We start from the raw sequence: 18,981 nt of genomic DNA, 5'->3' as shown, positions 1-18,981 counted from the left end.
AAGTCTGTTCAGTGTCCCATTTCGAAGTCATCGGCGGCCAGCTGCACGCCGAAAATACTCCGCTCGCGCGCATTGCCGAGCAGGTCGGCACCCCGGTCTATGTCTATTCGACCGAGGCGTTTCGCGAAGCCGCCCGCGCGTTTCGCGACGGGCTGAAGCCGGTCGGGCGCCACCATGTCGCCTTTGCGGTGAAGGCCAATCCGAATCTGGCGGTGCTCCGCCTGCTCGCCAATGAAGGCTATGGCGCCGACGTCGTCTCGGGCGGCGAGCTGTCGCGCGCACTGGCGGCGGGCATCCCGGCGCATGACGTGGTGTTCTCCGGCGTCGGCAAGACCCGCAAGGAACTGCACCAGGCACTCGACGCCGGGATCGGCCAGTTCAACCTCGAGCTCGAGGAAGAAGGCGTCGTCCTCGCCGAGATCGCCGCGTCCAAGGGCATGACCGCCCCGGCGGCGTTGCGCGTCAATCCGGACGTGGACGCGGGCACGCACGAGAAGATCTCGACCGGCAAGGCCGAGAACAAGTTCGGCCTGCCGATCGACCAGGCCCCGGCGATCTTCGACCGGCTGGCCAAGCTCGAAGGCATCAATCTGCGCGGCGTCGCAGTGCATATCGGCAGCCAGCTGCTGAGCCTCGCCCCGCTGGAGGCGGCGTTCGAGCGCGTCGGCAAGCTGGTTGCCGAGCTGCGCGCCGCGGGCCACACGATTACCCATGTCGATCTGGGTGGCGGCCTGGGCGTCGCCTACCAGCCCGGCGACGTGCCGCCGACTTCGGAAGCCTTTGGCGAGATGGTCGCGCGCATCACCAGGGACTGGGACGTCGAGCTGATGTTCGAGCCGGGCCGGCATATCTCGGCCAATGCCGGGGTGCTGCTCACCGAAGTGCTGTGGGTGAAGCCGGGCGTGACCAATCCCTGGGTGGTGGTCGATGCCGCGATGAACGACCTGCAGCGCGTGGCGCTGTACGACGCCTATCACGGCTTCGCCTCGGTCACCCCGACCGGCGAGACGATGGTCGCCAATGTCTGCGGGCCGGTGTGCGAGAGCAGCGACGTGTTCCTCAAGAACCGCGAGATCGACGTGCTGAAGGGCGGCGACCTGGCGGTGCTGCAGAGCGCCGGCGCATACGGCGCGACGATGGCGAGCACGTACAACAGCCGCGCGCTGGTGCCCGAGGTGCTCGTCTCGGGCGACCGCTTCGAAGTGGTCGCCGGGCGGATCACCGCCGAGACGATCATGGGCGAAGAGCAGATTCCGGACTGGCTGAAGGCATGACCCTGACCGCCCTGCCGATCTTTCTGAGGCTGGCAGGGCGGCCGGTGATCCTGATCGGCAGCGGCGAGGCGGCGGACGCCAAGCGCCGGCTGCTTGAGCGGGCGGGCGCGGTGATTGTCGGCGAGGAGGCCACGGCCTCGCTCGCCATCATCGCGACGGACGACCCCGAACCCATTGTCGCGCGGTTGCGTTCTCGCGGCATGCTCGTGAATACCGTCGACCGCGCCGATCTGTGCGATTTCACGCTGCCGGCGATCGTCGAGCGCGATCCCGTGCTGGTCGCGGTCGGCACCGGCGGGGTTTCCGCCGGGCTGGCAGCGGCGATCCGGCAGAAGCTCGAGGCCGAGCTGCCCGCCGATCTGGGCGACACCGCCCGGGCGCTGCACGCAGCGCGACCCGAATTGCGCGCGCGCTTCCCCGACATCGCCGATCGGCGCCGCGCGATCGGCGCCGCGCTGGCCGAGGGACTGGGCAGTGACGTGATCGCGCGGATGCGAGACCCGCAGGCCGAGCGGCTGGAGCGCATCGTCCTGACCTCCGCCGATCCCGACGAACTGACGCTGCGCCAGGCGCGCGCGCTTGCACAGGCCGAGCGGGTGTATCACCTTCCCGCGGTGCCGACCGCGATCCTCAACCGCGCCCGGGCCGATGCCCCGCGCATCGCCTGCAGCGCGCCCCCTGAAACCCTTGGGCCGGGTCTCTCGATCTGGCTGGAGATCGCCGAATGAGCGGCTTTGCGTATATCGTGCATGACGGGAAGGTCGATCAACCGGTGCTCCACGAGGCGCTCGGCAAGGATGCCGGGCTGAGCTGGATCCACCTGACCACCAATGACGAGCGCGCCCAGCTGTGGCTCGGCGGCGAGGCCAAGCTGCCCCAGCCGGTGATCGAGGCGCTGACCGCGACAGAGACGCGCCCGCGCTGCGACATGTTCGGACCGGCAGCGCTGGTGAATTTGCGCGGCATGTCGTCGGAGACGCTCGACAGTTCCGACCCGCTCGCCTCGATCCGGATGTACGCGCATGGCGGCTGCGTATTCTCGGTGACGCGCAAGCCGCTCAATGCCGTCGCGCCGGTGCGCAAGCTGGTCGAGGACGGCAAGATCCTCGATCCCGGCGACCTGATCGCCGCGATCGCGCAGGCGATCACCGAGGAGCTCGACCCGATGGTCGCCGAGCTCGGTGATTCGCTCGACGATTGCGAGGAGCAGATCTCGAAGCATCGTGCCTTCGACCTGCGCCGGATGGTCAATGCGACGCGCGTCAAGGCGATCGGGCTCAGGCGCTTCCTTTATCCGCAGCGCGCCGCGCTGGAGAAGCTGGCCGGGCTGCCGGTCGAATGGCTGGCCGAGGATGACCGGCTCCACCTCACCGCCGCCGCCGACCGCGCCGCGCGCATGGCCGAGGAACTGGAGAGCATCCGCGAGCGCGCCGCGCTGACGCACGAGACGCTGACCGACCTGCGTTCGGAGCTGATCGACCAAAGATCGCTGATGATCGCGATCGTGGCGATGGTGTTCCTGCCGCTGACGTTCATCACCGGACTGTTGGGAATGAACGTCGCCGGCATACCCTTCGCGCACGAACCCTGGGCCTTTGCCGGCGTCGTGGTGATGTGCGTGGTGATGGCGGTGGCGATCGCCGGCTATTTCCTGTGGCGGCACTGGTTCGAGGGCTAAGGCCCCCGGGGTTTCAAGCGCGCTGGCGGCGCTCCAGCTCGGCGCGGGCTGCTGCGAGTTCGCTGCGGACCTCACCCAGTTCGATCGCGCGGGCGGCGATGCGGGCGTCAAGCGCCAGGTTGGAGCGCTTCAGTTCCTCCATCCGTGCGGCGCGGGTCAACGTGCGCTCGATCCGGGCGGCGAGGACTTCGAAGGCATAGGGACGCGAGAGATAATCGTCGGCGCCGGCCTGCAATGCCTCGACCGCGCCTTCGGGATGGTCCTGGCTGGTGACCATGATCACCGGCAGGTCGGCGGTATCGCGCGAGCCGCGGATCTCCTGGAGCACGTGCAGGCCCGAAACCTCGGGCATCACGCAATCGAGCAGCACCATGTCGAAGCCGCGCGCCGAGATCAGCTCGAGCGCCTGGGCACCGCGATCGGCGAGGACGACGAGATAGCCGAGCTGGCCGAGCCGGTGCGCGAGGACATGCAGGTTGGTGCGACTGTCATCGACCGCAAGGATGGTGCGCGTGGCGCGACGGCGCGCACTGCTGATCCCCTCCTGTGCCGAAGCTTCGTCCATGGCCGCTGCTGTACGCCAGCAACAATCACGAAACAGTTAAACGGGGTGCAACGCTTCTTGGATCAGCGTTCCAGGAAGTTGAAGATTTGTCCCACCATCAGCGCCATCGGGCCGCTGCACTTGGCGATCGGGTCGCCCGGCTCGACGGTGTTGATTGCCAGGCCCATCGGCGTGGGCCAGCCGCGCAGGGCATGGGTGATCGTGCGCAGCGCCTGTAGCGTCGAGACCGCCGCCTGCCAGCCCGCGGCGGTGGCGACGAGGCCGACGGGCAGGCCGTCGAAATAGGGACGCTCGTCCTTGCTCAGCGCCTCGACATAGTCGAGCGCGGTCTTGACCAGGCCGGAAAGCGTGCCGTGATAGCCGGGCGAGCCGACGATCACTGCGTCGGCCGAGCGCAGCGCCTCGAGATAGCGCATCACCGCGGGGTTACCCTCGACATTGCCGGGTTCGTAATGCGGGAAGGCGATCGCCTCGCCGGTGAGCAGAGTGGTGCGGGCGCCACGCGCCTCGGCCATTTCCAGCGTGGCCGCAAGCAGGCGCCCGGTGGCAGATTCAGCGCGCAAGGTGCCGCCCAGCGCGACGATATGAGGTGCCGTCATGCCCCTTGCGCTAGCCCAAAGGCGGGGCGAGCGCCAGTCCGTGGACCCGGGGGCCGGGCAGCGGCTATGCAGGGGCAGAATCGCGCGCGGGGAACATATGGTTGCAGCAACGCACGGGCCCCTTTCGGGCGTGCGCATCGTCGAGTTCGATAGCCCGGGCACGATATTGTTCGCCGGCATGCTGCTTGCCGATCTCGGCTGCGACGTGGTGCGGATCCTGCGCCCCGGGCAGGAGGGCAGCGGCGTCGCGGCCAGTCTGTATCGCGGGCGTTCGCAGCTGGCGCTCGACCTGACCCAGGCGGCGGGGCGTGAGCAGGCATTGTCGCTGATCGCCGAAGCCGACGGCGTGATCGAGGGCTATCGGCCCGGCGTCGCCGAGCAGGTCGGCCTCGATCCGGCGCGTTGCCTCGCGCTCAATCCGCGGCTCGTCTATGCCCGCACCAGTGGCTGGGGACGCGAGGGACCGCTCGCGGGTGCCCCGGGCAACGACATCAACCATCTGGCACTGTCGGGCGCGCTCCACGCGATCGGCCCGGGGCCCGGACCGGTGCCGCCGCTCAACCTGATCGGCGAATATGCCGGCGGCGCGCTCTATCTGGCGCTGGGCCTCGTCTCCGCGATCCTCGCCGCGCAGGCGACCGGCAAGGGGCAGGTGATCGAGGCGGCACAGATCGACGGGGCGGCATCGATGATGACGCTCTATTACGCGCTGCACGGCGCCGGGCGCTGGGCCGATGCCCGGGCGGCGAACATGATCGACGGCGGCGCCCCCTATTATCGCTGCTATGCCTGTGCCGACGGGCGGCATGTCGCGGTGGGCGCACTCGAGCCGGCGGCGTTTCGCGCGCTATGTGCGGGCCTCGGCATCGCGGCGGACGCGTTCGACCCATATGACCGCGCCTGCTGGCCGGCGCTGGGTGAGGTGCTCGCCGCCGGCTTCGCATCGCGCGGACGCGACGACTGGGCAAAGCTGTTCGAGAGTGGCGAGGCGTGCGTGACGCCGGTGCTTTCGCTCACCGAGGCGCCGCTCCATCCGCACAACCGGGCGCGCGGCAGCTTCTCGGCACAGGCTGGCGTCATGCAGCCAGTGCCGGCGCCGCGCTTTTCGGCGACGCCCGCGGAGGCGATTCCGGCGATGGACGAGACGATAGCGGACGTGCTCGCCCGCTGGGCTTAACCAGCCTTGAGGCTGTTCCAGGCCTTGGCGATTTCCTCGAGGCTGTCGGCCGCCGTCCGGAACGGTGCGGGATCGATGCCGGTGGCCGCCTGCAATATCTCGCCGCGCAGCCCGTAGTAGAAGGTGCCCAGCGTCTTCGCGACGTCGCCGCCCTTGTCGAAATCAAGCCCCGCCTCGAGCGCGAACAGCACTGCGGTAGCCCGTGCCACGCGCTCGCCCTTGACCGCATAATTGCCGCGCTCGGCGGCCCAGGCAGCGGTGCGCAGCGCAGCCACGCCTTCCTCGTAGAGCAGGCCGACCAGCGCATGCGGATCGCCGCCGGCGCCGCGGCCGACCAGATCGATCTGGCGATAGGTGGCCGCCGGATTGGCGGCGAGAGCCGAAGCGTAGCGCATCAGTTGTTCTGCGCGTTCCAGGCTGCGATCTGCTGGGTGAGGAAGCTCTGGGTCGACTTATAGGCCGCCACCTTGGCATCCATCGCGGCGAACTGCTGGGTCATCCGCTCGGTCATCGCCGCGCTATCGGTGGTCACCTTGTCCTGCTGTTGCGCAATCTTGTCCTGCTGCTTGGTATAGGTAGCCGTGCTCGAGGCGAGGCCGGTTTCCTTGCCGGAGGTGCTGCTGCCGATCGCGGTGGCGACGAGCGTCGACAGCGCCTTGCTGATGCCGGCACTCTCGCCGAAAATCGCCTCGACATCGTCCGGATAGGTCGACAGCACCTTGGACAGACGCGCTGAATCGACCGAGAGGCTGCCGTCGCGGTTGGTCTTCACGCCGATATCGGCGAGCTTGTGGGGCACGTCGTCAGTGGCGCCGGGGATCAGCTCGGTCAGCGTCAGCCCCTTGAGCTGGCGCAGCAGGTCCTTCGCCGCCGGATCGGTGCGCAACGGCCCGCTGATTGGGTTGGTCGCGTCGGTCACCGCCTTGAGCACCTGGTTGTAGGTGTCGACGAAGTTGCTGACCGCCTGGCTGATCGCCGTAGTCGGCGCGGCGGCGCCGATCGCCACCTTGGTGCCGACCGAAGCGGCGACGAGATCGATCCGCGCGCCCGGGATGAGGCCCGAAATGCTGTTGGTCGGGTATTTCGCCTCGACTCCGTCCATCGCCACGCGCGCGTCCTGCGCGACCTGGTTGACAGAGGAGGCGCTCCCGACGCCGACATTGAGCGCGGAGAGATCGCCGGTGCCGCTGAGTGTGAATGCCTGCGAGGCGCCGGTCGCGCTCTTCAGCACGAGGCGCGCGCCATTATTGTCGCTGAGGATCGAGGCCGTGACACCGGCCTTCTTGGCGTTGATCGCGTCGGCGATGCCCTTGAGCGTCGTGTGCGTCGAATCGATATCGATATCGATCGAAGCGGCGGGCCCTTGGGTGAAATCCGTCATCGCGCCGTCGGTGACGGTGCCGGTGCCGAAGGAGACGGTGAGCTTGCCGGTGCCGATCGTGGTGCCGCTGCCCCCGCTGAACAGCTGCGAGCTGGTCACCTGGCCTTGGGCGAGCTGGCGGACTTCCACCGTCGCACTGAGACCGGCAAGGTCGGCGCCGGGCAGGCGGGTGATGCTGAGGATGCCGGAGTTCGAGCTGGTCGGCTGAGTCGCGAGCGAACCCGAGCCGGTCAACGAAGTCAGCGCGGAGGCGAAATCGCTGATGTTGCTCTTGAGCATGCCGATCGCCGAGATCTGCGCGGTCAGCGCATCGTTCTGGGTCGTGAGCGTGTGGTTCTTGTTGGCATAGGCATTGGTGACCAGCGACTCGACCAGCGCATTGGTGTCGATCCCGGATCCGGTGCCCAGCGTCTTTGCGATCGATTCGACGGCCATCTTCGTTCCCCCTGCTCTCTTCGTTAAACGGCCGCCGCCGCGCAGATTTTAGTGCGCGCGCGCCTGTTTGCGGCCGTGTTCGTCGAAAAGTGCCGTCTCGGGCACGGTGATCGCCGGCATGACCGCGCCGGCGCGCTTGCTGAGCTGGAAAACGAAGGCGAGCACGGTGGCGACCGCCATGTAGAGATCGTCGCGGATCTCCTGGTTTTCCTTGCTGGTGTAATAGACCGCGCGGGCGAGCTGCGGATATTCGAGGATCGGCACGTCGAGCTCACCGGCCAGTTCGCGGATCGCCAAAGCTGTCGCACCGCGCCCTTTTGCGACCAGCACCGGCACCTGGTCCTTGCCCGGTTCGTAGCGCAGCGCGACGGCGAAGTGCGTCGGGTTGGTGATCACTACGTTCGCGGTGGCGACCGACTTGCGGAAGCCGCCCTTGAGGATCTGGCGGGCACGCTGGCGCTGCGCCTGCTTGGCCTCGGGCGAGCCTTCGGCTTCCTTGTGCTCGTCCTTCACTTCCTGCTTGCTCATGCGCAGCCGGTTCATGTGGCGGATGATCTGGATCGGCAGGTCGATGCCGGCGATGAGCAACAGCCCGCCCGCCATGACGAAGAGAAGGTGGATGAACTCGCCGCCCATCGCGCCGATCGCGCCGTGCAGATCGGCCTCGACCAGCCCGAGCGAACGCTGAGTCATCGACCAGAGCAGCCAGGTGCCGATGCTGCCGAGCAAGGTGACCTTGAGCAGGCCCTTGCCAAGCTCGATCCAGCCATTGGGGCCGAACATCCGCGCCAGACCCGAGGCCGGGTTCACGCGCGAAGCCTTGGGCGCGAACAGCCCGGAGTTCCAGCGCAGCCCGGCGAGCCCGGCATGGCTGAGCACCGCGCCGACCACCGCGACGAGCAGCAGCGCGCCGATCGGCAGCGCCAACTTCCAGCCGGCTTCCATGAGCGGGCGCCAGGGCTCGAAATCCTCGACATCCGCCACCCCGAAGGTGAAGCTGCCGACCATCACTTCCTTGCACGCGCGGACCAGCGAGGGTCCGAACATCGCCATCCAGGAACAGCCGAGAAGGACGATCAGCGCAGTGCCGAAGTCCTTCGAGCTGAGTATCTGGCCTTCTTCTTGCGCCTTGCGTTTGCGCTTGGCTGTTGGGGCTTCTGTCTTTTCGCCAGCGGACTCCGACATCAGCCGAGCACCAGCTGGGGCATCATCGTGAGCGCTTCACGGACGATGACGACGAGATAATCCCCCATCGCAGGCAGCGCGAGCAGCATTGCGACCACGCCGAACAACAGGCTGGCGGGCAGGCCCACCGCGAACAGGTTGAGCGCGGGCGCGGCGCGGCTGAGCATGCCGACGATCAGATTGAGGCAGAGCAGCAGGAAGCCGATCGGCAGCGAGAGCAGAAGGCCGGCAAGGAAAGTATAGCCGCCGAACATCGCGATGCCGAGCAGCCGCTCGGGCGCGATCCACGTCCCGGGGGGCATGACGGCATAGCTGCGCACCACCAGGTCGACGAGGACCAGATGGCCGTCGACCGCGAGGAAGAGCAGCGTGAGCATCAGCGACAGGAAGGTGCCGATCGCAGGCGTGGGATGGCCGACGGTCGGGTCGACCGTGTTGGCGAAGCCCAGGCCCATCGACATCGAGATGACTTCGCTCGCCACCATCGGCGCGGCGAAGGCGACCTGGAGCACGAAGCCCATGGCAAGGCCGATCAGTGCTTCGGCGGCGACAGCCAGGAAGGTGGTGAGCGAGAAGATCTCGGCGGGCGGGGTGATGTGCGCGACATTCATCGCCAGCACGCCGATCGCGCCGGTGAGCGCGATACGCGCCGGCAGCGGGATCGCCATGTTGCTGAACACCGGCGCCGCGATGAACGCCGCGCCCACCCGCACCATGGCGAACAGGAGCGCCCAGAGCTGCGGCTCGATCGAGAGGCCGAAGCCCATCATCATCGCTAGATTACTTCACCAGATCCGGAATGCGCTCGAAGATGCTCACCGTGAAATCGCCGAGCAGCCCGAGGATCATCGAGCCGAAGATGATCAGGCTGAGCCCGACCACGATCAGCTTGGGCACGAAAGTGAGCGTCTGCTCCTGGATCGACGTGGCCGCCTGGACCATGCCGAGGACGAGGCCCGCGAGCAGCGCCGGCACGAGGATCGGGGTGGCGGCAAGCGCCAGCACCCACATCGCCTCGCGGCCGACGGTGAGGAAATAATCGGCGTCCATGGCTAACTCACGAAGCTCGAGGCAAGCGAACCCATCGTCAGCGCCCATCCGTCGACCAGGACGAAGAGCAGCAGCTTGAAGGGCAGCGAGATGATCGTTGGCGACATCATCATCATGCCCAGCGCCATCAGCACGGTGGCGACGACGAGATCGATGACGATGAAGGGCAGGAAGATGAGGAAGCCGATCTGGAAGGCGGTCTTCAACTCGCTGGTCACGAAGGCGGGGAGCAGCACCGAGAAGGGCACGTCCTGCGGCTTCGCATAGGGGCCGCTCTTGGCCAGACCGGCGAACATGGTGACGTCCTTGGTGCGGGTCTGCTTGATCATGAAGCCGTGGAGCGCGTCGCCCGACTTGGCGATCATCTCGCTCGCGCCGATCTTGCCGGCCGAATAAGGCTGGATCGCGGTGGTGTTCATCGTGGTCAGCGTCGGCGCCATCACGAAGAAGCTGAGGAACAGCGCTAGGCCGATCAGCACCTGGTTCGGCGGAGTCTGCTGGAGGCCGAGGGCCTGACGGAGCAGCGACAGCACGATGAGGATCCGCGTGAAGCTGGTCATCATCAGCAGGATGCCCGGCAGAACCGAGAGCAGCCCCATGATGATGAGGACCTGCAGCGACAGGCTGAGCGGCGCATTGCCACCGCCAAGATCGCCGAGTGCGCGGTCGACCGCCTCGCCCACGCCCGGGGTGGCGACCGGAGTCGGCACTACCGGCGCCGCGCCCTGCGCGAAGGCCGGGAAGGCGAAGAGGACGAGGAAGGCGAGCAGCCCGATAAAGACCGCGGCGCGCCCACCGATCGTGCGCGGGGCCGGGATGACGGCGCGCATCATCACTCTGCCTGCCCTTGGGCCTGCTTGTCCACGAGCGTGACACCGCTGCGGCTCACCGAGACGAGCAGCTTCTGCCCTTCGAACTCGAGCACCGCGAGACGTAGGCCCGGGGAGAGCATCATCGTCTCCTTGAGCTGCACCATGCGGGTCTGCTGATTCTTGGGCAGCCGCGATTCGAGCTTGCGCCAGGCATAGAGGCAACCGACCAGCAGACCGCAGACGAGCGGCAGCAGTACGATCAGCTTGATGATGTACCAGGTCATGTTAGCGGCCCGCGCGCTTGTCCGGGCTGACCAACTCGGTCATCCGCACGCCGAACTTCTCGCCGACCGTGACGACTTCGCCGCGGCCGATCAGCGTGCCGTTGACGAACACGTCGAGCAGCTCATTGGCGTCGCGGTCGAGCTCGATCACGCTCTCCTCGCCGAGCGCGAGCAGCTCGCGCAGGGTCAGGCGGGTCGAACCGATCTCGACGGTCAGCTTGACATCGACGTCCTGCAGCAGCCGGAAATTGGCCGCCAGCGCCGTGTCGGCCTGAAAATTGGCCGTCATGTCGTTCATTGGAAGTCCTCTGCGCTAAACTGTTCGAGTTGGGTGAGGCGGACCGCGGCGCGGCCGTTGGCGGTGCCGACAAGGCCGGTGCCGAGGCGGCGCTTCGCCACCATCACCGGAACCTCCGGACCGAAATCGATCGGGATGACGTCGCCTTCCTTGAGCTCGAGCAGGCGGCCGAGTTGCATGGTCGGTTCGGCGAGCACCGAGCGGACGGGCAGCGTCACTGCCATCACTGCGCGGGTGAGGCCCGAGCGCCATTCGGGCTCGACCTCTTCCTTGGGCCCGTGAACCTTGACCATCAGCGCGGCGCCGTGCGGCTTGAGCGCGGCGACGGGATAGAGAATGTCGAAGAAATGCGGCTTGCCCTCGCCGGCGGCGAGGCCGAAGCGCGTGACGACCACCGGATCGTCATTGGCGAGATCGGGCGCGGCGGCGAGATTGGCCGCGGTCTCGGCGCGGAAGGCAACGCGCGAAAGCGGCTCCCAGGCCTTGTCGAGCAGCCCCGAGGCCGACTGGGCGAGGCGGCCGACCAAAGCTTCGGCGGCGGGCGTGAATTCGGTGGGCAGCGGGTGCGAGGCTTCGCCGTCGCCGCCGAAAAAGGCGTCGAGCATCTCGAAGACCAGCCCGGCATCGAGCACGAACTGGGCACGGGCGCGGGCAGGACCCATCGCCAGCGGCTGCCAGGCCGAGAGGGCGCCGCCACGCTCGGCCTTGTAATCGGCGAAGCGCTGGACCGAGAGCGGCTCGGCCCAGGCGCGGAGGTCCTTGCGCAGCAGCCCTTCAAAGGCACCCTTTAACGACTTGGCGAGCCGCGCACTCAGGTGCTGCAGGGTGACCAGGTCGCCGAACGGATTGAGATTGACCGTCCCCAGCGCCGGCGCGTGTTCCGCGCTGGTCCGGGGGCGTTCGCGCCGTTCGGCCGAGCCGTCTGGTGAAGGGCTGTTAACCATGTCTCACTGAACGATGAAATTGGTAAAGTAGACGTTACTAACCCCGCCAAAACCTTCCTTTTCCTTCAAAACGCCGTTGATTGCCTTCGCCAGGCGGTCCTGGATGTGGCGCTTGCCCTCGGCGGTGAAGACTTCGTCCTCGGTCGTCTCGCCCAGCGCCATCAAAATGGCCGAGCGGATCGCGATCTCATGCGTCTTGATGTTCTCGAGAACACGCTCGTCATAGGGCGTCGACACGGCGACGCCGACCTGGACGAAATGGACGCTGTCCTGGAGGTTGGAGGTGAACTCCTTCTCCATCGGATAATAAGTCGAGGCGTATTTGTCGCCGCCTTCGCCCTTTGGCGTGGGCATGCCGCCATGGCCGGGTGCTTCGCCGCCCTCGCCTTCGCCGCCGCCATGCCCGCCCTCGCCGGCTTCCTTGGCCGAGGCGCGCTTCTCCTCGCTCTTCGGGACGAGCTTGGGGTCGTTATTCTCCTCGGCATGGGCCGCGGCGCTGAACCAGCCGGCCTGCATGCCGTAGAAGGTGACCCCGCCGCCGGCGCCGAGCAGCACGACGGGTGCGCCGACGAGCAGCAGCAGCTTGCCCTTTTTCTTCTTCGGCGCCGCGGCGCCATCGGTCTTGGTGTCGGACATCATCTATCTCCGGGAAACTCAGGCGACCCGTTCATCGCTGTTGGTGGAAGACTGGGCCTCGCGGCGCGCGCTGGGCGGCGCCGAAGGCTGGTTGCGCTGGGGCTGCGCGTCGTTGCGCTGGCCCTGGTTCATCTGCGGATTGGTGTTCGAGCCCGCGCCGGTACCCCCATTGGTTCCCGACGCGTTGGATTCGACGCTGGTCGAGCCCAGTCGGATGCCGCGCTCCTGCGCGATCTCGGCAAGCTTGGGCTGGGCATCGGCGATCACCTGGCGCGCGGCCTGGGTGTCGGTGTTGAACTGGACGTGGAGGCTGCCGGCATCGTCCTGGCGGATCGAGATGTCGACCTTGCCGAGCCCCTCGGGCATCAGGCTGAGCCGGGTCTCGCGGACCGGGCCGCCGCCCTGCAGCGTCTCGATCTTGTCGATCATCTTCGCGGTCCATTGCTGGTCACGGGTATCGAGCGTGGCGTCCTGGCCCTGGCCGGTGGCCGTGACCGCCGCGACGGTCTGGGTGCCGGTGGCGGGCGCGGCCACGGTGGAGAGATCGACCTGCGGTTCCGCTGGCGCACGCGACGTCCGCGTTTGGGGCAGCTCGAACGCGGCGACGATCTGGTCGGCGAGCGGAGGGGAGGCGGGTGCGGTTGCCGCCTGGCGCTGGTTCTGGGTGATGTCGGCGATCGACAGCTTCTGCTGCGGCTCGGGCTTGTCGAGCGCGATGCGGACTACGGGCGCATCGGCTGCGGCCTTGCGCAATTCGCGCGGCGGCTGGGCGAGAACGGGCTGGGCAGCCGCTTCCTTGTCGGTGTCGCTGGACGCCTTGGGCGCTTCGCTGCCGGCTTCGACCACCGGCACTTCCGCCGGATCGACGGGCGCCGTGGCGTCCGCCTTGGGCTGGCGTTGCACGTCGCCGCGGCGAGCCGGCTGCGGCTTGGCCTGGGGCATGACCGGCGGAGTCGTGCTAACGGTAGCCGGCGCGGCGGTCTTCGCTTCGGCGGGCTTGGTCTCGCCGGCCTCGACAATCGGCACCTGCACGTCGGGACGCGCGCGCTTGCCAGCGGTATCGATCGTCACGCCGGCAGGCGCCTCGACCTTGGCTTCCGGCTGGGCAGCGGGTGGCGGGGCGATCGCGAACCAAGCGAAAGGCGGCGGCGGCGCATCCTCGGCGCTCGTATCGTCGCCGCCATCGGCTTGGGCTTCGGGCTGATCCTCGCTCTTGCCGTCAAGGCCCAGCACCGCATCCGGCAATTCCTTGCCGGGTTCGGCAAGATCCTGCCCCTCCGGCAACGGCACCGCGGCGTCGCCCGCCTTGCCCGGCAGGCCGACAACCGGCGCGGCGATCTTGGGCATCAGCGCTCCCAGGGCCAGCGCAAAGCCGCTCGCATCCACGGAAATCGCGGCGTTCGGCTTTACGGGCCCCACGGAAATTGCGGGAAGCGCGGTGGCAAGCTGGATCAAGTTCAAGTCCCCGTGACACGAGTTCACAGGGTACTCAGCAAATATCGTGCCGGTTTTTGCCCATGGGCGGAAGAGCTTCAAGTTCGCGCAATGCCTTGAGCGCGGCATCGGCTTCGGCACGGGTGAGCAGCTTCTCGATCGCGCTCTGATCGCGGCGCGCCTCGCGGGTGGCGGTGCGGGCAATCTCGAGGCTCTGCTCGGCGACTTCGACGCGCTTGTCGGCGGCGAAGGCGGACTGGTGGAGCCGGTCGCGGAAATTCGCGGCGGCGGCGAGGCTCGATGCCGATTCGGACGCGCTGGCGACCGGAGCGACATTGGCCGCGAGGCTGGCGATACGATCGCGCAGCCTGGCTTCCTGATCGACCTTGGCGACCGCGCGAACTTCGTCGGCGCGGACCAGATCGAGCTGGAGCGTGCGGACGCGGAGCAGCCGATCGAGCTTCTTGACCGACCTAGCCATGACCGAACACGCCGACCAGCTCGGTCACTGCGTCGGGCAGGGTCACGATCTCGTCCGAACCCTGGCGGATATATTCCATCACCGCCGGATGGCAGGCGATCGCCGCGTCGATCTCGGGATCGGCGCCGGCGCGATAGGCGCCCATCAGCACCAGGTCGCGATTCTCTTCATAGGTGGCGAGGTGCCGGCGCAGCACGCGGGCGGCGGCGACATGCTCCCTGGGCGCGATATCGGTCATCACGCGGCTGACCGACGGGCCGAGGTCGATCGCCGGATAGACGCCGCGCTCGGCAAGGGCGCGCGAGAGGACGATATGGCCGTCTAGGATCGAGCGGGCGGAGTCCACCACCGGATCATTGCCGTCATCGCCATCGGCGAGCACGGTGTAGATCGCGGTGATCGATCCGCCGGTGTGGACATCGGTGCCGGCGCGCTCGATCAGGCTCGGCAGCATCGCGATGGCCGAGGGCGGATAACCGCGCGCCGAAGCCGGCTCGCCCAGCGCCAGGCCGATCTCGCGGCCGGCATGGGCGACGCGCGTGAGCGAATCCATGATGAGGAGGACCTTCTTGCCCTCGTCGCGGAATGCCTCGGCAATCGCAGTGGCGCGCAACGCGCCGCGGATGCGGAGCACCGGCGAATGGTTGGCGGGAACGGCGACGACGACCGAGCGCGCGCGGGCCTCGCCCGCTACCTTGGTCTCGAGAAAGTCGGCGACTTCGCGGCTGCGCTCGCCGATCAGCCCGATGACGATCACATCGGCCTGGGCGGCGCGGACCATCATACCGAGCAGCACCGACTTGCCGACGCCCGATCCGGCCATGATGCCGACGCGCTGGCCCTGGCCGATGGTGAGCAGCCCGTTGATCGCGCGGACGCCGACATCGAGCGGCTGGAGCACGCGGCCACGATCGAGCGGCGACTGAAGCTTGCCGGCGAGCGGCCATTTGCCCGCGCCGCGGATCGGGCCGAGCCCATCGATCGGCTTGCCCGAGCCATCGACCACGCGGCCGAGCATCGCGGCGCCGACTTCGGCCTCTCCGGGAGGGCCGATCGGGCGGACTGGGGCGTTGGGCAGCAGCGCGGCGGGGCCACCCAGATTCATCAGCAGCGTCTTGCCCGAGCGGAAGCCGATCACTTCGGCTTCGACTCGGCTCTCGCCATCGCCGATCGCGCAGACGGTGCCGACGGGAAGCTGCAGGCCCACGGCCTCCATCAGCAGCCCGTCATAGGAAGACAGCCGGCCCGAGATCCGCGGCTTCGCCACGAAATCGCCGAGGCCGAGGCCCTCCAGATAATTGTCGGTGAAGCGGTTCAGCATGCGGGCGGGATCGGCACGCGATCGATCGCCTGGGCGAGCTGCTCGAGCCACAGATCAGGGCCGTCCTCGACAATGGTCGAGGCGCTCTCGATCACGAAGCCGCCGCGGGCGATATGCGGGTCGCCAACCGGAAAGACGGTGGCGGGAAGCTTGCCGTGGACGAAGGGAACATCCTCCGGATTCATGCGAAGCAGCGCGGATTCTGCGCTGTCCGCGAGCATGTCGACGGCGGCGTTGATCCGCGCAGCAAGGACATCGGGCGCTACGCCGACTTCGCCGACCATGCGGGTCACGAGGTGCAACACCGTCTGGCGCAGCTGGCCGGCCATGCGCTCGCGATCGAAATGCGCACCGGTGGCGAGCGCAGTCGAGACCTGGTCGAGCAGGGCGGACTCGCGCGCCTGTGCAGCCTCGATCTCGACGACCGCCGCGGCATGGCCTTCGGCAAAGCCGGCCTCATGCGCCGCCGCGATCGGATCGACGAACGGGCCGTGCTCCTGCGCGTGCTGCGTGTCGGCAGCAAAGGGATCCCAACCCTCGGTGGGGTTGGCATCGGGATTGGCGGGCGCGAAATGACGCGGCTGGGCCGGCGCCTCTTCGAAGACCCGGCGGCCGATCCGCTCGACTTCCGAGGGCGCGAAACCGGCGCCGTCGCCGAATGCGCGCTGGAGAACATGGCCGGCCGCGCTGATCCGGCCGGCAAAGCCCGGCGCGAAATCAGACATAATCGTCGTCTCCGCCCTTCGACGGCATCTGCAGCGTGCCGTCCTTCACCAGGCCGCGCGCGATCGCGATCATGCCCTTCTGCGCCTCGAGCACATCGGCCATCTTCATCGGGCCGAGCGCCTCCATCTCGTCGCGGATGCCATCGGCGGCGCGGCTCGACATGCAGCCCAGGAACCGCTCGCGAACCTCTTCCTCGACGCCCTTCAGGGACTTGACCAGGATCGTGGTGTCGACGTTGCGGATGAGCGTCGACAGGTTCTTGTCGTCGAGCTCGAGCAGATTGTCGAAGACGAACATCGCCTCTTCGATCGCGCGGGCAACCTCACGGTCGATCTTGGCGAGCTTGGGCATAACGCGCTGCTCGGTGACCTTGCGGGCACCCGACAGGATCTTGGCCGCCTCACGCGTGCCGCCGAGCTGGAGGCCGCCGCTCGACTTGCGTCCGCCGGCACCGGCACGGCCCTTGAGCATCGTCTTCAGCGTCTCGATCGCCTCGGGCGGGATCGGGCCGAGCTTGGCGATGCGGCGCAGGATCTGCGGTTGCGCGGCTTCGGGCAGATGCTCGAAGACCTTGGCGGCGATATCGGGATCGAGATTGGCGAGCAGCACCGCGGCGATCTGCGGATGCTCGGCCTCGATCATCCCGGCGATCTCCTCGGGCTCGAACCAGTCGAGCCACTCGATCGACGCGGCCTGGCTGGCCGGCATCACCCGGGCAAGCACGCCCGAGGCGCGCTCGGGGCCGAGTGCCTTGTTCATGATGCTTTCGATGCGCGGCGCCGGATCGAAGGAGACGCCGGTGCGCTCGCGCGCCTTGAAGACGAAATCGTCGAGGACGATCTCGACCTCGGCCTCGCTGACATCGGCGACGTTGAACATCGCCTTGCCGAGCGAGCGGACCTCGTCGGGATCGAGCTTCTGGAGGATGGCCGCGGCCTCTTCCTCGCCGACCAGCATCATCAGGACAGCGGCGCGCTCGACGCCGTTGAAGCTGCGAATGGCGTTCATTGCGCGTCTGCCTTGATCATGTCGCGGACCGCCAGCGCGGCGCGTGCCGGATTGTCGCGGGTGAAGCCGCGGACCAGGCCCACGCGCTCGTCATAGCTGTTATGGCTGCCCTCGAGCATGTCGATAGACACCGGCGCACCGCCGCCGTTTTCGTGGCCATCCTCGCCGGGCGCGCCGCTCATCGCCAGCGCGGGGCGATTGCCCGCCGCTATCGGCTCCTCGCGCTTCTTGAGCAGCGCCTTGGTGAGCGGGCGGACGCCCAGGAACAGGACCAGCAGCGCAATCACCAGCGCAGTGGCGTTGCGCGCGGCGAGCGGCACCCAATCGGCTTCGTACCAGGCCGGGCCCTTTTCGGCGGCGCCGGCGACGGCGTTGAACTTGCGGCTGATCACGGTCACCTGATCGGCGCGGCCCTGATTATAGCCGACCGCGGCCTGGACGAGCTGGGTGATCTGCTGGATCTCGACGGTCGAGCGCGGCTTGCCGCCCTCTTCGCGCAGCAGCACCGCGACCGACAGGCGCTTGATCGCGCCCGGGGCCTGGCGGGTGACCGAGACCTGCTTGCCGGTCTCATAGGTGCGGGTGAAGCTGTCGCTCTGCTTTTGCGGCGTCGACTGGCTGGTGCCGGCGGCAACCGTGGTGCCGGGTGCGGCGGGCGCGGCGCCGGGCGTGGGCTGCGCATTGGGCGCGGTGATCACACTGGCCGGCGGCGGCGTGTTCGACAGCGCGCCGGGGATACCGCCGGGCGCATTGCCGTCCTTGTTGCCGGTCCACGCACCCTGCTCGGCAGCGAGCACGCCTTCCTTGTCATAGCTTTCGCGCGTCGCCTGATTCTCGTCCAGGTCGACATCGGCCTGCACTTCGGCGGTGAAATTGCCGGCGCCGACGAGCGGCGTCAGCAGCTGGTTGAGCTGCTCGCGATACTTGTCCTCGATGCGGCGCTGATAATCGATGCGCGCGTCGCTCGCCGAATTGGCCTCATTGCCCTTCTTCGAGAGCAAGGCACCCATCTGGTCGACGATGGTGACGTTCTCCGGCGCCATGCCGGGCACCGACGAGGCGACCAGATTTACGATCGCGCGGGTCTGCGCCTCGCCCAGCGCGCGGCCGGGCTGGAGCTTGAGGATCACCGAGGCGGTGGGCACCGCCTTGTCGCGCACGAAGACACTGGCTTCGGGCGTGGCGAGATGGACGCGAGCCTCTGCCACCGCATCGATCTCCTCGATCGAGCGGGCGAGTTCGGTCTCGCGGGCCTGGCGCAGGCGCTCGCCCTCGACGGCGCGTGAAACGCCCATCGGCAGCTGGTCGAGAATCTGGTAGCCGCCCGGCGCTGCCTTGGGCAGGTTCTGGCTGGCGAGCAGCATCCGCGCCTTGTGATAATCATCCTCGGCAACGGTGATCGAGCCCGAGCTGTCGATGCTCGACTTGATGCTGGCACCTTCGAGCGCCGTGCTGATCGCGGCCTTGTCGGCATCGGTCACGTTGGCGAACAGGATCCGCTGCGGCGACGTCGCGACCAGCGACCATGCCAGGAAGCCGGCGGCGATGAGGCCGAACAGGAAGATCAGGGGCATGGCGCGCTTGACCGCGGGCTGGCCAAGCAGGCCGCGCATCTGTGCGAGCGGCGCGCCAAGGCGGCCTGCAGTGGCGGGCAGGATCGACGCATCGGTGGGGGTGAGGGCGTTGCTCATGG

At 67.9% G+C, this 18,981-nt stretch carries 22 protein-coding genes; 4 read left to right on the top strand and 18 right to left on the bottom strand.

Translation table 11 applies throughout. The features are described 5' to 3' along the window. Positions 1 to 11 precede the first annotated feature (11 nt). The 3 genes from lysA to HZY97_RS13410 are packed head-to-tail and all read left to right on the top strand — an operon-like array spanning position 12 to position 2,952. On the top strand, positions 12 to 1,274 hold the full coding sequence (gene lysA, locus HZY97_RS13420; RefSeq protein ID WP_180144390.1) for a diaminopimelate decarboxylase: 1,263 nt from the start codon (positions 12 to 14) through the stop codon (positions 1,272 to 1,274). Further along, positions 1,271 to 2,002 carry a bifunctional precorrin-2 dehydrogenase/sirohydrochlorin ferrochelatase gene (locus HZY97_RS13415; RefSeq protein WP_180144387.1) on the top strand — a complete coding sequence of 244 codons (732 nt, stop codon included), beginning with the start codon at positions 1,271 to 1,273 and terminating at the stop codon, positions 2,000 to 2,002. Before lysA ends, HZY97_RS13415 begins: the two co-directional genes overlap by 4 nt. After that, positions 1,999 to 2,952 (top strand): CorA family divalent cation transporter, encoded by a 954-nt coding sequence (locus HZY97_RS13410; RefSeq protein WP_180144384.1) that lies wholly within the window; start codon positions 1,999 to 2,001, stop codon positions 2,950 to 2,952. The genes HZY97_RS13415 and HZY97_RS13410 overlap by 4 nt, the downstream gene beginning before the upstream one ends. A gap of 13 nt (positions 2,953 to 2,965) precedes the next feature. On the opposite strand, the gene HZY97_RS13405 is transcribed toward HZY97_RS13410, so the two are convergent. After that, positions 2,966 to 3,517 carry a PleD family two-component system response regulator gene (locus HZY97_RS13405; RefSeq protein ID WP_180144381.1) on the bottom strand — a complete coding sequence of 184 codons (552 nt, stop codon included), beginning with the start codon at positions 3,515 to 3,517 and terminating at the stop codon, positions 2,966 to 2,968. 62 nt (positions 3,518 to 3,579) lie between these two features. Continuing rightward, entirely contained in the window at positions 3,580 to 4,116 is a 537-nt protein-coding gene (locus HZY97_RS13400) for an NADPH-dependent FMN reductase (protein ID WP_180144378.1), read from the bottom strand. 97 nt (positions 4,117 to 4,213) lie between these two features. Here HZY97_RS13400 and HZY97_RS13395 point away from each other — a divergent pair, with 97 nt between their 5' ends. Continuing rightward, positions 4,214 to 5,293 carry a CaiB/BaiF CoA-transferase family protein gene (locus HZY97_RS13395; RefSeq protein ID WP_180144375.1) on the top strand — a complete coding sequence of 360 codons (1,080 nt, stop codon included), beginning with the start codon at positions 4,214 to 4,216 and terminating at the stop codon, positions 5,291 to 5,293. Here HZY97_RS13395 and fliS read toward each other — a convergent pair. From fliS to fliF, 16 genes are read right to left on the bottom strand one after another with little or no spacing between them, the layout of a single operon-like run. After that, positions 5,290 to 5,688 (bottom strand): flagellar export chaperone FliS, encoded by a 399-nt coding sequence (gene fliS / locus HZY97_RS13390; RefSeq protein ID WP_180144372.1) that lies wholly within the window; start codon positions 5,686 to 5,688, stop codon positions 5,290 to 5,292. The two genes, HZY97_RS13395 and fliS, sit on opposite strands and share 4 nt — an antisense overlap. Beyond that, positions 5,688 to 7,109, bottom strand: coding sequence for a flagellar filament capping protein FliD (gene fliD / locus HZY97_RS13385; protein WP_180144369.1), 1,422 nt, complete (start codon positions 7,107 to 7,109; stop codon positions 5,688 to 5,690). Before fliD ends, fliS begins: the two co-directional genes overlap by 1 nt. Before the next feature lie 48 nt (positions 7,110 to 7,157). Next, positions 7,158 to 8,294 (bottom strand): flagellar type III secretion system protein FlhB, encoded by a 1,137-nt coding sequence (flhB, locus tag HZY97_RS13380; RefSeq protein WP_180144366.1) that lies wholly within the window; start codon positions 8,292 to 8,294, stop codon positions 7,158 to 7,160. Continuing rightward, positions 8,294 to 9,067 (bottom strand): flagellar biosynthetic protein FliR, encoded by a 774-nt coding sequence (gene fliR, locus HZY97_RS13375; RefSeq protein ID WP_306670064.1) that lies wholly within the window; start codon positions 9,065 to 9,067, stop codon positions 8,294 to 8,296. The genes flhB and fliR overlap by 1 nt, the downstream gene beginning before the upstream one ends. A gap of 7 nt (positions 9,068 to 9,074) precedes the next feature. Beyond that, positions 9,075 to 9,344 (bottom strand): flagellar biosynthesis protein FliQ, encoded by a 270-nt coding sequence (gene fliQ, locus HZY97_RS13370; RefSeq protein ID WP_180144363.1) that lies wholly within the window; start codon positions 9,342 to 9,344, stop codon positions 9,075 to 9,077. A 2-nt stretch (positions 9,345 to 9,346) separates the two neighbouring features. Then, a complete protein-coding gene (gene fliP, locus HZY97_RS13365) occupies positions 9,347 to 10,174 on the bottom strand; it encodes a flagellar type III secretion system pore protein FliP (RefSeq protein ID WP_180144636.1) in 828 nt (275 codons plus the stop codon). A 2-nt stretch (positions 10,175 to 10,176) separates the two neighbouring features. After that, positions 10,177 to 10,440, bottom strand: coding sequence for a flagellar biosynthetic protein FliO (locus HZY97_RS13360; RefSeq protein ID WP_180144360.1), 264 nt, complete (start codon positions 10,438 to 10,440; stop codon positions 10,177 to 10,179). 1 nt (position 10,441) lies between these two features. Next, complete coding sequence (gene fliN / locus HZY97_RS13355; RefSeq protein ID WP_180144357.1) at positions 10,442 to 10,738, bottom strand: flagellar motor switch protein FliN; 297 nt, start codon at positions 10,736 to 10,738, stop codon at positions 10,442 to 10,444. Then, entirely contained in the window at positions 10,735 to 11,682 is a 948-nt protein-coding gene (locus tag HZY97_RS13350) for a flagellar motor switch protein FliM (protein WP_180144355.1), read from the bottom strand. Before HZY97_RS13350 ends, fliN begins: the two co-directional genes overlap by 4 nt. A 3-nt stretch (positions 11,683 to 11,685) precedes the next feature. Beyond that, entirely contained in the window at positions 11,686 to 12,318 is a 633-nt protein-coding gene (gene fliL / locus HZY97_RS13345; protein ID WP_180144353.1) for a flagellar basal body-associated protein FliL, read from the bottom strand. An 18-nt stretch (positions 12,319 to 12,336) separates the two neighbouring features. Further along, entirely contained in the window at positions 12,337 to 13,779 is a 1,443-nt protein-coding gene (locus tag HZY97_RS13340) for a flagellar hook-length control protein FliK (RefSeq protein WP_180144351.1), read from the bottom strand. A 28-nt stretch (positions 13,780 to 13,807) separates the two neighbouring features. Continuing rightward, positions 13,808 to 14,233: a hypothetical protein gene (locus HZY97_RS13335; RefSeq protein WP_180144349.1), complete on the bottom strand. Its 426-nt coding sequence runs from the start codon at positions 14,231 to 14,233 to the stop codon at positions 13,808 to 13,810. Then, a complete protein-coding gene (locus HZY97_RS13330) occupies positions 14,226 to 15,554 on the bottom strand; it encodes a FliI/YscN family ATPase (RefSeq protein ID WP_180144346.1) in 1,329 nt (442 codons plus the stop codon). The genes HZY97_RS13335 and HZY97_RS13330 overlap by 8 nt, the downstream gene beginning before the upstream one ends. Next, a complete protein-coding gene (locus HZY97_RS13325; RefSeq protein WP_180144343.1) occupies positions 15,548 to 16,279 on the bottom strand; it encodes a FliH/SctL family protein in 732 nt (243 codons plus the stop codon). Before HZY97_RS13325 ends, HZY97_RS13330 begins: the two co-directional genes overlap by 7 nt. Further along, the gene (gene fliG / locus HZY97_RS13320; protein ID WP_180144340.1) at positions 16,272 to 17,288 is read right to left on the bottom strand and encodes a flagellar motor switch protein FliG; all 1,017 of its coding nucleotides are present in this window, start codon (positions 17,286 to 17,288) and stop codon (positions 16,272 to 16,274) included. The genes HZY97_RS13325 and fliG overlap by 8 nt, the downstream gene beginning before the upstream one ends. Continuing rightward, positions 17,285 to 18,979: a flagellar basal-body MS-ring/collar protein FliF gene (gene fliF, locus HZY97_RS13315; RefSeq protein ID WP_180144337.1), complete on the bottom strand. Its 1,695-nt coding sequence runs from the start codon at positions 18,977 to 18,979 to the stop codon at positions 17,285 to 17,287. Before fliF ends, fliG begins: the two co-directional genes overlap by 4 nt. Positions 18,980 to 18,981 lie beyond the last annotated feature (2 nt).

It is taken from the genome of Sphingomonas sp. R-74633, assembly GCF_013416555.1.
GTDB lineage: Bacteria > Pseudomonadota > Alphaproteobacteria > Sphingomonadales > Sphingomonadaceae > Sphingomonas.
The sequence above is the reverse complement of the archived record's forward strand: the minus strand, read 5'-3'. Positions and strand labels throughout refer to the sequence as shown.

Bases quoted from the DNA above. Each gene is read 5' to 3' on its own strand.
- HZY97_RS13415 (WP_180144387.1), top strand. From the start codon at position 1,271: ATGACCCTGACCGCCCTGCCGATCTTTCTGAGGCTGGCAGGGCGGCCG.
- HZY97_RS13410 (WP_180144384.1), top strand. From the start codon at position 1,999: ATGAGCGGCTTTGCGTATATCGTGCATGACGGGAAGGTCGATCAACCG.
- HZY97_RS13405 (WP_180144381.1), bottom strand. From the start codon at position 3,517: ATGGACGAAGCTTCGGCACAGGAGGGGATCAGCAGTGCGCGCCGTCGC.
- HZY97_RS13400 (WP_180144378.1), bottom strand. From the start codon at position 4,116: ATGACGGCACCTCATATCGTCGCGCTGGGCGGCACCTTGCGCGCTGAA.
- HZY97_RS13395 (WP_180144375.1), top strand. From the start codon at position 4,214: ATGGTTGCAGCAACGCACGGGCCCCTTTCGGGCGTGCGCATCGTCGAG.
- fliS (WP_180144372.1), bottom strand. From the start codon at position 5,688: ATGCGCTACGCTTCGGCTCTCGCCGCCAATCCGGCGGCCACCTATCGC.
- fliD (WP_180144369.1), bottom strand. From the start codon at position 7,109: ATGGCCGTCGAATCGATCGCAAAGACGCTGGGCACCGGATCCGGGATC.
- flhB (WP_180144366.1), bottom strand. From the start codon at position 8,294: ATGTCGGAGTCCGCTGGCGAAAAGACAGAAGCCCCAACAGCCAAGCGC.
- fliR (WP_306670064.1), bottom strand. From the start codon at position 9,067: ATGATGATGGGCTTCGGCCTCTCGATCGAGCCGCAGCTCTGGGCGCTC.
- fliQ (WP_180144363.1), bottom strand. From the start codon at position 9,344: ATGGACGCCGATTATTTCCTCACCGTCGGCCGCGAGGCGATGTGGGTG.
- fliP (WP_180144636.1), bottom strand. From the start codon at position 10,174: ATGCGCGCCGTCATCCCGGCCCCGCGCACGATCGGTGGGCGCGCCGCG.
- HZY97_RS13360 (WP_180144360.1), bottom strand. From the start codon at position 10,440: ATGACCTGGTACATCATCAAGCTGATCGTACTGCTGCCGCTCGTCTGC.
- fliN (WP_180144357.1), bottom strand. From the start codon at position 10,738: ATGAACGACATGACGGCCAATTTTCAGGCCGACACGGCGCTGGCGGCC.
- HZY97_RS13350 (WP_180144355.1), bottom strand. From the start codon at position 11,682: ATGGTTAACAGCCCTTCACCAGACGGCTCGGCCGAACGGCGCGAACGC.
- fliL (WP_180144353.1), bottom strand. From the start codon at position 12,318: ATGTCCGACACCAAGACCGATGGCGCCGCGGCGCCGAAGAAGAAAAAG.
- HZY97_RS13335 (WP_180144349.1), bottom strand. From the start codon at position 14,233: ATGGCTAGGTCGGTCAAGAAGCTCGATCGGCTGCTCCGCGTCCGCACG.
- HZY97_RS13330 (WP_180144346.1), bottom strand. From the start codon at position 15,554: ATGCTGAACCGCTTCACCGACAATTATCTGGAGGGCCTCGGCCTCGGC.
- HZY97_RS13325 (WP_180144343.1), bottom strand. From the start codon at position 16,279: ATGTCTGATTTCGCGCCGGGCTTTGCCGGCCGGATCAGCGCGGCCGGC.
- fliG (WP_180144340.1), bottom strand. From the start codon at position 17,288: ATGAACGCCATTCGCAGCTTCAACGGCGTCGAGCGCGCCGCTGTCCTG.
- fliF (WP_180144337.1), bottom strand. From the start codon at position 18,979: ATGAGCAACGCCCTCACCCCCACCGATGCGTCGATCCTGCCCGCCACT.